We start from the raw sequence: 13,252 nt of genomic DNA, 5'->3' as shown, positions 1-13,252 counted from the left end.
GTGGTCAAAAGACCGGCGAAACACAGAAAGGGAGATGCACATGGCAAGTCCAATTTTACCGGGTGCGGGTCTAGGGTCCGGTCTTGATATCGGTTCGATCGTGACCGCGCTGGTCAACTCCGACAAATCGGCCAAACAGACGCAAATTGATACCCAGACCAAAACCAACACCCTGAAGATTTCCGGTGTCGGTTCCTTGAAAAGTGCGCTGGCGGCATTTCAGACCGCGCTGGCTAACCTTAACAGCACGACCACTCCAGCATTTGCGGGTTTTACCGCGACTTCGGGGAATACCTCGATCCTGGCTGCAACCTCGGATAACACAGCGGTTGCGGGTAATTACAGCGTAGTTGTGCAGAATCTGGCCACGGGGTCGAAAGTTGCCAGTGCTGCTTTCTCCGGCGGTGCCGCCAGTGCCATTCCGAGTGGTACTCTGAAAATCAGTCAGAATGGCACTGATTACAACGTCACGATTCCGGCCAATGCGACGTTGCAGAGCACCCGGGACGCGATCAACACCGCGCAGGCAGTCAACGGTATTTCGGCCAACATCGTGACCGACAGTAGCGGTTCCTCGCGACTGGTGATCAGTTCGAACAAGACCGGTTCAGGTTCCGACCTGACGGTCAGCGGTATCGCCGGTCTTGAAATCGACGGCACCCAGCCGATGGGAGCTACCCCGACGGCTAGTTCCTCAGGGGCTGTCAACGGGATTGCTACGGATGCGAATCTGACCATCGACGGTCTGGCAGTCAGCAGCAAGAGCAATACCGTGACGGGTGCAATCAGTGGCTTGACGCTGAACCTGGCTTCCGTGAGCCCGGGCTCGGGCGCGAGCCAAACGCCTGCTATCGTCACCGTTGCAACCAACACCACCGGTTTGCAGACCTCGATTCAGGCGTTTGTCGACTCTTACAACACGCTGAAAAAGACCATTGATACCCTCACCACGGCGACGGCGGATGCCGATGGCAACCCGACCGTTTCGGCTGCGTTCACCGGTGATTCCCTGCCGCGCTCGCTGATTTCGGACATGCGTGGCGTGTTGACTGCTCCGGGTGCCGCAGGGCCATTGTCTGTTCTGTCGCAGATCGGTGTGATGACGGACGCGTTTACCGGCAACCTGACGTTCGACAGCGCCTCGTTTACCAAGACCATGAGCAGCAATGGCATGAGTGGTCAGGTGCAGCAGTTGTTCGGTGGTACGGACGCTAACAACGGCTTGCTGTCGCGCATGAGCAAGGCAATCGATCCTTATGTCGCGACAGGCGGGTTGCTCGATCAGCGCAGCACCAACCTGACCAGTGTGGCCAAGAGCATTTCGGCGCAGCAAGCAACACTGGATCTGCACGTCACCAGTCTGACGGCGACCTTGACGGCCAAATACAACGCCATGGACCTGTTAGTCGGGCAGATGAAGGCGACGGCGACCAACATCACCTCGTTCTTCGCTTCCTTGAACGCCCAGAAGTCCTCTAGCTAGTTATGAGCTGACGACAAAAACCCGGCTACGCCTTCTGGCGTGCGCCGGGTTTTTGTCTTTTGATCTAAAGTTTTTTGGCTCGCAGGCGATACACTGGTCATACGAGTCATTGTGGCAATGAGGTAGAACATGAATCCGATGTTAGCCCTTCGGCAATACCAGAAGGTGGGGGCGCAGGCCCAGGCGTCCGAAGCCAGTCCGCACCGGCTGGTGCAAATGCTGATGGAAGGTGGTCTGGACCGCATCGCCCAAGCCAAGGGGGCCATTGTGCGTAAAGACGTTCCTGCCAAGTGTGTGGCGATCAGCAAGGCCGTCGGCATTGTCGGTGGCTTGCGTGAAGGCCTGGACCTGGAAAATTCCGCAGAGGCCGTCAGCGAGCTAGACAGCCTGTACATCTACATGATGAAGCGCCTCGCCGAGGCAAACATCAAAAGCGACCCGCGGATTCTCGATGAAGTCGCCGGGTTGCTGCGCACGGTCAAAGAAGGCTGGGATGCCATCGCCGCGCCAGGTCCGCAGTTTTAAGGAGATCACCATGAGTCTTGTATTGCAGCGAATCGAACAAACCCGTGAAGCGCTGGTCGGTGCCCTGGCCGAGCGCAACTGGGAGGCGATCGGTCAGTTGGACCTGGATTGCCGTTCCTGCATGGAAGATGTCTTGAGTGAGGCTTCGCTGGACGAGGTGGCGTTGCGCGGTAATCTGGAGGAGCTGCTGCATGTCTACAAGCAGCTGCTTGAGGTGGCCATGGGGGAGAGGCAGGCGATAGTCGACGAGATGTCTCAGATCCAGCAAGCGCGCAACGCCGCAAAGGTTTACCATCTGTTTGGTTAATCCCGGGTTAATCCAAACATAGTGCGCCATAAATTTGACTGTGCACGGTTTTTTGACTTAACTAGTGGCTGGTACCAGATTTCAGACGTCTACAGGCATAACGTGTCTGCAAGCGTCTAGCTTGCCCCCTCATTTCGGGCATTGAGTTGACTAGGGAAGTTGCTATTGCATGTGGCGTGAAACCAAAATTCTGCTGATTGATGACGATAGCGTCCGTCGCCGCGATTTGGCGGTGATTTTAAATTTTCTCGGTGAAGAAAATTTACCCTGCGGTAGCCATGACTGGCAGCAGGCGGTCGGCTCGTTGTCATCAAGCCGTGAAGTTATTTGTGTGCTGATCGGGACGGTTAGTGCTCCTGGTGCGCTTCTGGGCCTGTTAAAGACACTCTCGACCTGGGATGAGTTCCTTCCGGTTTTGTTAATGGGTGATAGTTGTTCCGTTGACCTGCCGGATGACCAGCGTCGCCGGGTGCTTTCGACCCTCGAAATGCCGCCCAGCTACAGCAAATTGCTCGACTCTCTGCACCGTGCCCAGGTCTATCGCGAAATGTACGACCAGGCCCGCGAGCGCGGTCGTCACCGTGAACCCAATCTGTTTCGCAGCCTTGTCGGCACCAGTCGGGCGATTCAACACGTCCGTCAGATGATGCAGCAAGTGGCTGACACCGATGCCAGCGTGCTGATCCTCGGCGAGTCCGGCACCGGCAAGGAAGTGGTCGCGCGCAACCTGCATTACCACTCCAAGCGTCGTGATGCGCCGTTCGTTCCGGTCAACTGCGGGGCGATCCCGGCCGAGTTGCTGGAAAGCGAACTGTTCGGTCACGAGAAGGGCGCATTCACCGGGGCAATCACCAGTCGCGCCGGGCGTTTCGAGCTGGCCAACGGCGGCACGCTGTTCCTCGACGAAATCGGCGACATGCCATTGCCGATGCAGGTCAAGCTGCTGCGTGTCCTGCAGGAGCGCACCTTTGAGCGCGTGGGTAGCAACAAGACCCAGAGCGCCGATGTGCGGATTATCGCGGCGACCCACAAAAATCTCGAAAGCATGATCGAGATCGGCGCCTTTCGCGAAGACCTCTACTATCGCCTGAACGTGTTCCCGATCGAGATGGCGCCACTGCGCGAACGTGTCGAAGACATCCCGCTGCTGATGAACGAGTTGATCTCGCGCATGGAGCACGAGAAGCGTGGTTCGATCCGTTTCAACTCGGCGGCGATCATGTCCCTGTGCCGTCACGGCTGGCCGGGCAACGTTCGTGAACTGGCCAACCTGGTGGAGCGCATGGCGATCATGCATCCGTACGGGGTGATCGGCGTGGTCGAGTTGCCGAAGAAATTCCGCTATGTCGATGACGAAGACGAACAACTGGTCGACAGCCTGCGCAGCGATCTGGAAGAGCGGGTGGCCATCAACGGTCATACCCCGGACTTCAGTGCCAATGCATTGCTGCCGCCCGAAGGCCTGGACCTGAAGGACTACCTCGGTGGTCTGGAGCAAGGGCTGATTCAACAGGCGCTGGATGATGCCAACGGCATCGTGGCGCGTGCCGCCGAACGTCTGCGTATTCGTCGCACCACCCTGGTGGAGAAGATGCGCAAGTACGGCATGAGTCGTCGTGAGGGTGATGAACAGGCAGATGATTGACGCCTGTTTTTCAAGTCCTTCATTTATAGGCTGTTTTTTTTAGGCACGGGTATTGCTACATCTCTTGCAACGTTCCGTTTCACTGACGGTCAGCCAAGCGAGAGAGCACGATGCCCCAAGCCGCCCAGATGTCTTCCGTCCCTGACGCTTCGGGGCAACCGTCGTCCGTAGAACAGGCAAGCCGGCTTGGCCTTGAACAGGCGTTTGCCCTGTTCAACCAGATGTCGAGCCAATTGACTGACTCCTACAGCATGCTCGAAGCCCGGGTCACCGAGCTCAAGGGCGAACTGGCGGTGGTCAGCGCTCAACGCATGCAGGAACTGGCGGAAAAAGAACGCCTGGCCAACCGCCTGCAAAACCTCCTCGACCTGTTGCCCGGTGGCGTTATCGTCATCGATGCCCAGGGCATGGTGCGCGAAGCCAACCCGGCGGCCTGCGAGTTGCTCGGCCTGCCGCTCGAAGGTGAGCTGTGGCGTCACGTCATTGCTCGCTGCTTTGCGCCCCGTGAAGACGACGGTCATGAAATCTCCCTGAAGGACGGCCGCCGCCTGTCGATCGCCACTCGCTCGCTGGATGCCGAGCCCGGCCAGTTGGTGTTGCTCAACGACCTGACTGAAACCCGGCAGCTGCAAGGTCAACTGGCCCGCCATGAGCGCTTGTCGTCCCTGGGCCGAATGGTTGCCTCGCTGGCCCATCAGATTCGTACACCGCTCTCGGCCGCTTTGCTCTACGCCAGTCATTTGACTGAGCAGGAATTGCCGGTTGCCACCCAGCAACGATTCGCCGGTCGCTTGAAAGAGCGCCTGCACGAGTTGGAGCATCAGGTGCGCGATATGCTGGTATTCGCTCGCGGCGAACTGCCGCTGACCAATCGTGTGACGCCCAAAGAACTGATGCAATCGCTGCAGGCCGCAGCCCTGACCCATGTTCAGGAGCTGCCGATCCGTTGGCAGTGCGACAGTCATGCCGGGGAGTTGCTATGCAATCGCGACACCTTGGTCGGGGCGATTCTGAATTTGATCGAGAATGCGATCCAGGCGAGCAACGGTGCGGTGCGCCTCAAGGTCCACCTCTATACCCGGGGCAACAACCTGCGCCTGTGCATCAGCGACAGTGGCAGCGGGATCGATGAAGCAGTGTTGGCGCGTCTGGGCGAACCGTTTTTCACCACCAAAACCACCGGTACTGGCCTCGGCCTGACCGTGGTCAAGGCAGTGGCCCGTGCTCATCAGGGAGAATTGCACTTGCGCTCGCGGCTCGGTCGCGGCACGTGTGCGCTGGTGTCCCTGCCGTTGTTTTCCAGCGCATCGGATGCGGAGTGAAGGACATGGCAATCAAGGTTTTACTGGTCGAGGATGACCGCGCGCTGCGCGAAGCACTGGCCGATACGCTGTTGCTGGCGGGGCACGATTTCAAGGCTGTCGGTTCGGCGGAAGAAGCGCTGGCGGCGGTCGGCGGCGAGGCATTCAACCTTGTCGTCAGCGACGTCAACATGCCAGGCATGGACGGCCACCAGTTGCTGGGTTTGCTGCGGGCTCGCCAGCCACAATTGCCAGTGCTGCTGATGACGGCGCATGGCGCGGTGGAGCGGGCGGTCGATGCCATGCGTCAGGGCGCGGCGGATTATCTGGTCAAGCCGTTCGAGCCCAAGGCTTTGCTCGATCTGGTGGCGCGCCATGCGCTGGGCAGTCTCGGTACCGCTGACGGCGAAGGGCCGATCGCGTTCGAGCCGGCCAGTGCACAACTGCTGGAGCTGGCCGCGCGAGTGGCGCGCAGTGATTCCACGGTATTGATCTCCGGCGAGTCCGGCACCGGCAAGGAAGTGCTGGCGCGTTACATCCACCAGCATTCCCATCGTGCCAGCCAGCCGTTCATTGCCATCAACTGCGCGGCGATCCCCGACAACATGCTCGAGGCGACGTTGTTCGGCCACGAGAAAGGCTCGTTTACCGGCGCCATCGCGGCCCAGGCCGGCAAGTTTGAACAGGCTGACGGCGGGACCATCCTGCTCGACGAGATTTCCGAAATGCCCATGGGCCTGCAGGCCAAGTTGCTGCGCGTTTTGCAAGAGCGCGAAGTCGAGCGGGTCGGCGCGCGCAAGCCGATCAGTCTGGATATCCGGGTCGTGGCGACCACCAACCGTGACCTGGCCGGTGAAGTGGCGGCGGGGCGTTTTCGTGAGGATCTTTATTATCGGCTGTCGGTTTTTCCACTGGCCTGGCGTCCACTGCGCGAGCGCACCGCCGACATCCTGCCGCTGGCCGAGCGCCTGTTGGTCAAGCACGTCAATAAAATGAAGCATGCGGCGGCCAGGCTGTCACCCGAGGCTCAGGCATGTCTGATCGGCTATCCGTGGCCGGGCAACGTTCGCGAGCTCGATAACGCCATCCAGCGTGCGCTGATACTGCAACAGGGCGGGCTGATTCAGCCGCAGGATTTCTGCCTGTCAGGGCCGGTCGCCTGCGCGCCGCTGCCGGCATTGGCGCCAACGCCCGTGCGTGCCGCCATGGAGGTCGAAGCCGAATCGGCGGGCGCCCTGGGCGATGACCTGCGCCGGCATGAGTTCCAGATGATCATCGACACCTTGCGCTCCGAGCGCGGCCGTCGCAAAGAGGCTGCCGAGCGCCTGGGCATCAGCCCGCGCACCTTGCGCTACAAACTGGCGCAAATGCGCGACGCCGGAATGGATGTGGAAGCTTATTTGTTTGCCACCTGACTCCATTTTGTAGCAGCTGCCGAAGGTGCGTCCGGTTTGTAGCAGCTGCCGAAGGCTGCGTCCGGCTGCGTAGCAGTCGCAAAACCTGAGCCCCGTGCCTTTCTGAAACACCGCGTTGCCTGATTTCACGGCTGCTGCGCAGCCGGACGCAGGCTTCGCCAGCTGCTACGGATCGCGTTCGACGTAAATCATTGGAGTGAGCGCGCGGATGGGTTTTTGTTTAAAGCGGTCGCCGAGCTGGCACCCTTGTTGCTAACACCTCACTACCCGCCGAGTGAGTGTCAAAAAATTGCGGGTCGCCAGAGAGAGTAGACCATGAGCCAAGGTATTGAATTTAATCGATTGATGTTGGACATGCGCTCCATGCAAATGGATGCCATGTCTGCGCCAAAATCGACTGCCGCAGTCCCTGAATTGGGTGGCAGCAGCTTTGCCGACATGCTCGGTCAGGCCGTCAATAAAGTGAACGACACCCAGCAGGCGTCAAATCAGCTGTCCAGTGCCTTCGAAATTGGCAAAAGCGGCGTTGATCTGACGGATGTGATGATTTCCTCGCAGAAGGCCAGCGTGTCTTTTCAAGCGTTGACCCAAGTGCGTAACAAGCTGGTTCAGGCCTACCAAGACATCATGCAGATGCCGGTTTAAGGACGAGATTGAGTCATGGCAGAAGCAGTCGCCGATAATGTTCCGGCCAAGGCCACTCCGATAGACGGTAAACCGCCGCTGTTCGGGTTGTCCTTCCTGGAAAACCTCTCCGAGATGACCATGTTGCGTCAGGTGGGCCTGTTGGTCGGCCTGGCTGCGAGCGTGGCGATTGGCTTCGCCGTGGTGTTGTGGTCGCAGCAGCCGGACTATCGGCCTTTGTACGGCAGTCTTGCGGGTATGGACGCCAAGCAGGTCATGGAGACCCTGGCCGCCGCTGACATTCCTTATACCGTTGAACCCAACTCCGGCGCCTTGCTGGTCAAGGCCGATGATGTGTCTCGCGCGCGGCTCAAGCTCGCGGCGGCTGGTGTCACTCCCAGCGACGGCAACATCGGTTTTGAAATCCTCGACAAGGACCAGGGCCTGGGGACCAGCCAGTTCATGGAAGCGACCCGTTATCGTCGCGGCCTCGAAGGTGAATTGGCGCGGACTATTTCCAGCCTGAACAACGTCAAGGGTGCCCGCGTGCACCTGGCGATTCCGAAAAGCTCGGTGTTTGTGCGCGATGAGCGCAAGCCAAGTGCATCGATTCTGGTTGAACTGTATTCCGGTCGCTCCCTGGAGCCAGGCCAGGTGTTGGCGATCATCAACCTGGTGGCCACCAGCGTTCCTGATCTGAGCAAGTCGCAGATCACCGTTGTCGACCAGAAGGGCACCCTGCTGTCCGACCAGGCGGAGAACTCCGAACTGACCATGGCCGGCAAGCAATTCGATTACAGCCGCCGCATGGAAAGCATGCTCACCCAGCGGGTGCACAACATCCTGCAACCGGTGCTGGGCAATGACCGGTATAAAGCCGAAGTCTCGGCCGACGTGGACTTCAGTGCCGTCGAATCGACCTCCGAGCAGTTCAACCCGGACCAGCCGGCGTTGCGCAGCGAGCAGTCGGTCAACGAACAACGTACCGCCAGCAGTGGCCCGCAAGGCGTGCCGGGGGCCCTGAGCAACCAGCCACCGTCGCCGGCTTCGGCGCCGCAAAAACCGGCGGCGCTACCGCGTCGGCCGGCATGGTGCAGCCAGGCCAGCCGTTGCTCGATGCCAATGGTCAGCAAATCATGGACCCGGCCACGGGCCAGCCCATGCTTGCACCTTACCCGGCGGACAAGCGTCAACAATCCACCAAGAACTTCGAGCTTGATCGCTCCATCAGCCACACCAAGCAGCAGCAGGGTCGTTTGAATCGCCTGTCGGTGTCGGTGGTGGTGGATGACCAGGTCAAGATCAACGCGGCCAACGGTGAAACCAGCCGCGCGCCTTGGAGCGCCGATGAATTGGCGCGCTTTACTCGCCTGGTGCAGGACGCCGTCGGTTTCGACGCCAGCCGTGGTGACAGCGTCAGCGTGATCAACATGCCGTTCTCCGTTGAGCGCGGTGAGGTGATTGCCGATATTCCGTTCTACTCCCAGCCTTGGTTCTGGGACGTCGTCAAGCAAGTGCTGGGGGTGTTGTTCATCCTGGTGCTGGTGTTCGGTGTGCTGCGTCCGGTGCTCAACAACATCACCGGTGGCGGCAAAGGCAAACAGCTTGCTGGCCTGGGAAGCGACGTAGAGTTGGGTGGCATGGGCGGCCTGGACGGCGAACTGTCCAACGACCGCGTCAGCCTCGGCGGCCCGCAAAGCATCCTGTTGCCGAGCCCGAGCGAAGGCTATGACGCACAGTTGAATGCAATCAAGAGTCTGGTGGCAGAAGATCCGGGTCGCGTGGCCCAGGTCGTGAAAGAGTGGATTAACGCAGATGAGTGATAACCGAGCCGCTGTCGCCAAACTGTCCCGGGTCGATAAAGCCGCGATTCTGCTGCTGTCCCTGGGTTCGACCGACGCCGCCCAAGTGCTGCGCCACATGGGGCCCAAAGAGGTCCAGCGTGTGGGTGTGGCCATGGCGCAAATGGGTAACGTGCACCGCGAGCAAGTCGAGCAGGTGATGAGCGAGTTCGTCGACATCGTCGGCGACCAGACCAGCCTGGGCGTCGGCTCCGACGACTACGTGCGCAAAATGCTCACCCAGGCCTTGGGCGAAGACAAGGCCAACGGCCTGATCGACCGCATCCTGCTGGGTGGCAACACCAGCGGCCTCGACAGCCTGAAGTGGATGGAACCGCGCGCCGTCGCCGACGTGATTCGTTACGAGCACCCACAGATCCAGGCGATCGTCGTGGCGTACCTCGACCCGGACCAGGCCGGTGAAGTACTCGGTAACTTTGACCACAAGGTGCGCCTGGACATTATTCTGCGGGTTTCCTCGCTGAACACCGTGCAGCCAGCGGCCCTGAAAGAACTCAACCAGATTCTCGAGAAGCAGTTCTCCGGCAACTCGAACGCCTCGCGCACCACTCTGGGTGGCATCAAGCGTGCGGCCGACATCATGAACTTCCTCGACAGCTCGATCGAAGGCCAACTGATGGACTCTATCCGCGAAGTCGACGAAGACCTGTCCGGTCAGATCGAAGACCTCATGTTCGTGTTCAACAACCTGTCCGATGTCGACGACCGCGGGATTCAGGCGTTGCTGCGCGAAGTCTCCTCCGACGTACTGGTGCTGGCCCTCAAGGGGTCGGACGAAGGCGTCAAGGAAAAGATCTTCAAGAACATGTCCAAACGGGCGGCCGAACTGTTGCGCGACGACCTCGAGGCCAAAGGCCCGGTGCGTGTCAGCGACGTGGAAACCGCGCAGAAAGAAATCCTCACCATTGCCCGCCGTATGGCCGAAGCCGGAGAAATCGTTCTCGGCGGGAAGGGCGGCGAAGAGATGATCTAAGGTCACTATGTCGTCTAAACATGATGAGTCCAATACCGACCTGATCCGGGGCAAAGGGGTCAGTGGTTTCGACGTCTGGTCGCTGCCAAGCTTCGACCCGCATGTGCCGGAGCCTGAGCCGGAACCAGAGCCCGAACCGCCGGAAATGGAAGAAGTGCCGCTGGAAGAAGTCCAGCCACTGACCCTTGAAGAACTCGAAAGCATCCGCCAGGAGGCCTACAACGAAGGCTTCGCCACGGGTGAGAAAGAAGGTTTCCACAGCACCACGCTCAGGGTCCGTCAGGAAGCCGAGGTAGCCCTGGCCGCCAAGATTGCTGGCCTTGAGCAACTGATGAGTCATCTGTTCGAGCCGATTGCCGAGCAGGACAGCCAAATCGAAAAGTCGCTGGTCGACCTGGTGCAACATATCACCAGGCAGGTGATTCAGCGTGAATTGGCCATCGACTCGACGCAAATCGAACACGTCATGCGTGAGGCCCTCAAGCTGTTGCCGCTGGGCGTGGGCAATGTGCGGCTGTACATCAACCCGCAGGATTTCGAACAGGTCAAAGCCCTGCGCGAGCGCCATGAAGAAACCTGGCGCATCGTCGAGGACGAGGCGCTGTTGCCCGGTGGTTGCCGGGTCGAGACGGAACACAGCCGGATCGATGCCACCGTCGAAACCCGCGTTGCGCGGGTCATGGACAAGCTGTTCGATCAATTGCATGAGCAAGCGCTGCACCCGGCCGAGCCGGACATGAGCCTTGACCTGCCGGTCGACAGCAAGCCTGCGGTCGAGCCGGCCGAGCCAGGTCTGGAGCCAGAGCCGGAAACCCCCGATGCGCCTTGATCGCACCAGTTTCGCCAAGCGCCTGGGTGGTTACACCGAGGCCACGGAACTCGCCGGCGCGCCGATCCTTGAAGGCCGCCTGCTGCGCATGGTCGGCCTGACCCTCGAAGCTGAGGGCTTGCGCGCCGCCATGGGCAGCCGCTGCATGGTCATCAACGACGACAGTTACCACCCGGTGCAGGTTGAAGCCGAAGTCATGGGCTTCTCCGGCAGCAAAGTCTTTCTGATGCCGGTCGGCAGCGTCGCCGGCATCGCACCGGGTGCGCGCGTGGTGCCAATGGCCGATACCGGTCGTTTGCCGATGGGCATGAGCATGCTCGGTCGGGTGCTTGATGGCGCCGGTCGTGCGCTGGACGGCAAGGGCGGGATGAAAGCCGAAGACTGGGTGCCGATGGACGGCCCGACCATCAACCCGCTCAAGCGTGACCCGATCAGCCAGCCGCTGGACGTAGGCATTCGCTGCATCAACGGTTTGTTGACGGTCGGTCGCGGTCAGCGTCTTGGGCTGTTCGCCGGTACTGGCGTCGGTAAGAGTGTGCTGCTGGGTATGATGACCCGCTTTACCGAGGCCGACATTATCGTCGTCGGGCTGATCGGTGAGCGGGGTCGTGAAGTTAAGGAGTTCATCGAGCATATCCTCGGTGAAGAAGGCCTCAAGCGTTCGGTGGTCGTTGCCTCGCCGGCGGACGATGCGCCGCTGATGCGTCTGCGCGCCGCGATGTACTGCACACGCATCGCCGAGTATTTCCGCGACAAGGGCAAGAATGTCCTGTTGCTCATGGATTCGCTGACCCGTTTCGCCCAGGCCCAGCGGGAAATCGCCCTGGCCATCGGCGAGCCGCCGGCGACCAAGGGTTATCCGCCGTCGGTGTTCGCCAAGTTGCCAAAACTGGTGGAGCGGGCCGGTAACGCCGAGAAGGGCGGTGGCTCGATCACTGCGTTTTACACCGTATTGTCCGAAGGCGATGACCAGCAGGACCCGATCGCCGACGCCGCGCGAGGCGTGCTCGACGGGCACATTGTGTTGTCCCGGCGCCTGGCCGAAGAAGGGCATTACCCGGCCATCGACATCGAAGCGTCCATCAGCCGGGTCATGCCGTCGGTGGTCACGCCCGAACACATGATGCGCGCCCAGTATTTCAAGCAATTGTGGTCGCGTTATCAGCAGAGTCGTGACTTGATCAGCGTCGGCGCCTATGTGGCCGGTGGTGATCGGGAAACCGACCTGGCGATTTCCTTGCAGCCGCAATTGGTCAAGTACCTGCGCCAGGGCCTGAACGACAGCATCAGCCTGGGCGAAAGCGAAGCCTACCTCGGCACGATCTTCGCCCCTGCGGCCGGCGGTTAACCGGCCATGGCCCAGAGTCGAGCAGGGCGTCTGGCACCGGTGGTCGAAATGGCCGAAAAGGTCGAGAAAACCGCTGTCCAGCGCCTGGGGCATTTCCAGGGCCAGGTGCGCCTGGCGCAAAGCAAGCTCGATGACCTCGAAGCCTTCCGCCTCGATTACCAGGAACAATGGATCGTGCGCGGCAGCAATGGCGTTTCCGGCCAGTGGTTGCTCGGCTATCAGGGCTTTTTGGCGCAACTGGGCACGGCCATTGATCAGCAGCGACAGAGCCTGGTCTGGCATCAAAACAATCTGAACAAAGCACGGGACACCTGGCAGCAGGCTTTTGCCCGGGTTGAAGGCTTGCGCAAACTGGTCCAGCGCTACATGGATGAGGCGCGCAAGCTTGAGGATCGGCGTGAGCAGAAGTTGCTGGATGAGTTGTCCCAGCGCTTGCCGCGTCAGGATCCGTATTAGGTGTTGTGTTCAAAAGATTGCAGCCTTCGGCAGCTCCTGCATTAACCGCGTGTAAACCCGATTCCGTAGGAGCTGCCGAAGGCTGCGATCTTTTGATCTGATTTCCCGCCTTGCCCCTATCCTCGGCAGGTGCTAAACCTTGTACACACGTTGTTCAATGACAAGGAAGCCGTTAAATGTCAGTCGTTACAGAAGTCTCTCAAAATGGGCAAAAGCTGACGATTTCGATCAAGGGACGATTCGATTTTGCCAAGCATCAGGAATTTCGCGAGTCCTACGAAAATCGTGAGCCAAAACCCGAGTCCTTCGAAGTCAACCTGAAGGACGCCACCTACCTCGACAGCTCTGCGCTCGGCATGTTGTTGCTGTTGCGTGATCACGCCGGTGGCGAAAACGCCGAGATAACGTTGACCCACGCCAACGCCGATGTGCGCAAGATTCTGGCCATTTCCAACTTCGAACAAATCTTCGACGTGGCGTGATC

General features: G+C 59.9%; 12 protein-coding genes and 1 pseudogene. All 13 read left to right on the top strand.

Annotated elements, in window-relative coordinates; all coding sequences use genetic code 11:
• Window positions 1-40: 40 nt before the first annotated feature.
• Window positions 41-1,483, top strand: coding sequence for a flagellar filament capping protein FliD (gene fliD, locus JFV26_RS20450; RefSeq protein ID WP_201195021.1), 1,443 nt, complete (start codon window positions 41-43; stop codon window positions 1,481-1,483).
• 129 nt (window positions 1,484-1,612) lie between these two features.
• Window positions 1,613-2,008 (top strand): flagellar export chaperone FliS, encoded by a 396-nt coding sequence (gene fliS / locus JFV26_RS20445; protein WP_201195019.1) that lies wholly within the window; start codon window positions 1,613-1,615, stop codon window positions 2,006-2,008.
• 10 nt (window positions 2,009-2,018) lie between these two features.
• A complete protein-coding gene (locus JFV26_RS20440; RefSeq protein WP_201195017.1) occupies window positions 2,019-2,315 on the top strand; it encodes a flagellar protein FliT in 297 nt (98 codons plus the stop codon).
• Between the two features lie 169 nt (window positions 2,316-2,484).
• Window positions 2,485-3,960, top strand: coding sequence for a sigma-54 dependent transcriptional regulator (locus JFV26_RS20435; RefSeq protein WP_201195016.1), 1,476 nt, complete (start codon window positions 2,485-2,487; stop codon window positions 3,958-3,960).
• Window positions 3,961-4,088: 128 nt separating this feature from the next.
• Window positions 4,089-5,282 (top strand): sensor histidine kinase, encoded by a 1,194-nt coding sequence (locus tag JFV26_RS20430; RefSeq protein ID WP_201195862.1) that lies wholly within the window; start codon window positions 4,089-4,091, stop codon window positions 5,280-5,282.
• A gap of 5 nt (window positions 5,283-5,287) precedes the next feature.
• Window positions 5,288-6,676, top strand: a complete 1,389-nt coding sequence (locus JFV26_RS20425; protein ID WP_201195015.1) for a sigma-54-dependent transcriptional regulator — start codon at window positions 5,288-5,290, stop codon at window positions 6,674-6,676.
• Window positions 6,677-6,991: 315 nt separating this feature from the next.
• Window positions 6,992-7,321 carry a flagellar hook-basal body complex protein FliE gene (fliE, locus tag JFV26_RS20420; protein ID WP_054049322.1) on the top strand — a complete coding sequence of 110 codons (330 nt, stop codon included), beginning with the start codon at window positions 6,992-6,994 and terminating at the stop codon, window positions 7,319-7,321.
• A gap of 15 nt (window positions 7,322-7,336) precedes the next feature.
• Window positions 7,337-9,123: pseudogene (fliF, locus tag JFV26_RS20415) on the top strand (flagellar basal-body MS-ring/collar protein FliF).
• Window positions 9,116-10,135 carry a flagellar motor switch protein FliG gene (fliG, locus tag JFV26_RS20410; RefSeq protein WP_003184041.1) on the top strand — a complete coding sequence of 340 codons (1,020 nt, stop codon included), beginning with the start codon at window positions 9,116-9,118 and terminating at the stop codon, window positions 10,133-10,135. The pseudogene fliF and the gene fliG overlap by 8 nt, the downstream one beginning before the upstream one ends.
• Window positions 10,136-10,142: 7 nt before the next feature.
• Window positions 10,143-10,964, top strand: a complete 822-nt coding sequence (gene fliH, locus JFV26_RS20405) for a flagellar assembly protein FliH (RefSeq protein ID WP_201195014.1) — start codon at window positions 10,143-10,145, stop codon at window positions 10,962-10,964.
• The gene (gene fliI / locus JFV26_RS20400; RefSeq protein WP_201195013.1) at window positions 10,954-12,312 is read left to right on the top strand and encodes a flagellar protein export ATPase FliI; all 1,359 of its coding nucleotides are present in this window, start codon (window positions 10,954-10,956) and stop codon (window positions 12,310-12,312) included. The genes fliH and fliI overlap by 11 nt, the downstream gene beginning before the upstream one ends.
• Before the next feature lie 6 nt (window positions 12,313-12,318).
• Window positions 12,319-12,768: a flagellar export protein FliJ gene (gene fliJ / locus JFV26_RS20395; RefSeq protein ID WP_201195012.1), complete on the top strand. Its 450-nt coding sequence runs from the start codon at window positions 12,319-12,321 to the stop codon at window positions 12,766-12,768.
• A 176-nt stretch (window positions 12,769-12,944) separates the two neighbouring features.
• Complete coding sequence (locus JFV26_RS20390) at window positions 12,945-13,250, top strand: STAS domain-containing protein (protein ID WP_201195011.1); 306 nt, start codon at window positions 12,945-12,947, stop codon at window positions 13,248-13,250.
• Window positions 13,251-13,252: the final 2 nt, after the last annotated feature.

It is taken from the genome of Pseudomonas sp. TH31 (assembly GCF_016650815.1).
Taxonomy (GTDB): Bacteria; Pseudomonadota; Gammaproteobacteria; order Pseudomonadales; family Pseudomonadaceae; genus Aquipseudomonas.
This window is presented reverse-complemented; position numbering and strand designations above follow the sequence as displayed.

Coding starts and splice junctions, on each gene's coding strand:
- fliD (WP_201195021.1), top strand. CDS start 41: ATGGCAAGTCCAATTTTACCGGGTGCGGGTCTAGGGTCCGGTCTTGAT.
- fliS (WP_201195019.1), top strand. CDS start 1,613: ATGAATCCGATGTTAGCCCTTCGGCAATACCAGAAGGTGGGGGCGCAG.
- JFV26_RS20440 (WP_201195017.1), top strand. CDS start 2,019: ATGAGTCTTGTATTGCAGCGAATCGAACAAACCCGTGAAGCGCTGGTC.
- JFV26_RS20435 (WP_201195016.1), top strand. CDS start 2,485: ATGTGGCGTGAAACCAAAATTCTGCTGATTGATGACGATAGCGTCCGT.
- JFV26_RS20430 (WP_201195862.1), top strand. CDS start 4,089: ATGTCTTCCGTCCCTGACGCTTCGGGGCAACCGTCGTCCGTAGAACAG.
- JFV26_RS20425 (WP_201195015.1), top strand. CDS start 5,288: ATGGCAATCAAGGTTTTACTGGTCGAGGATGACCGCGCGCTGCGCGAA.
- fliE (WP_054049322.1), top strand. CDS start 6,992: ATGAGCCAAGGTATTGAATTTAATCGATTGATGTTGGACATGCGCTCC.
- fliG (WP_003184041.1), top strand. CDS start 9,116: ATGAGTGATAACCGAGCCGCTGTCGCCAAACTGTCCCGGGTCGATAAA.
- fliH (WP_201195014.1), top strand. CDS start 10,143: ATGTCGTCTAAACATGATGAGTCCAATACCGACCTGATCCGGGGCAAA.
- fliI (WP_201195013.1), top strand. CDS start 10,954: ATGCGCCTTGATCGCACCAGTTTCGCCAAGCGCCTGGGTGGTTACACC.
- fliJ (WP_201195012.1), top strand. CDS start 12,319: ATGGCCCAGAGTCGAGCAGGGCGTCTGGCACCGGTGGTCGAAATGGCC.
- JFV26_RS20390 (WP_201195011.1), top strand. CDS start 12,945: ATGTCAGTCGTTACAGAAGTCTCTCAAAATGGGCAAAAGCTGACGATT.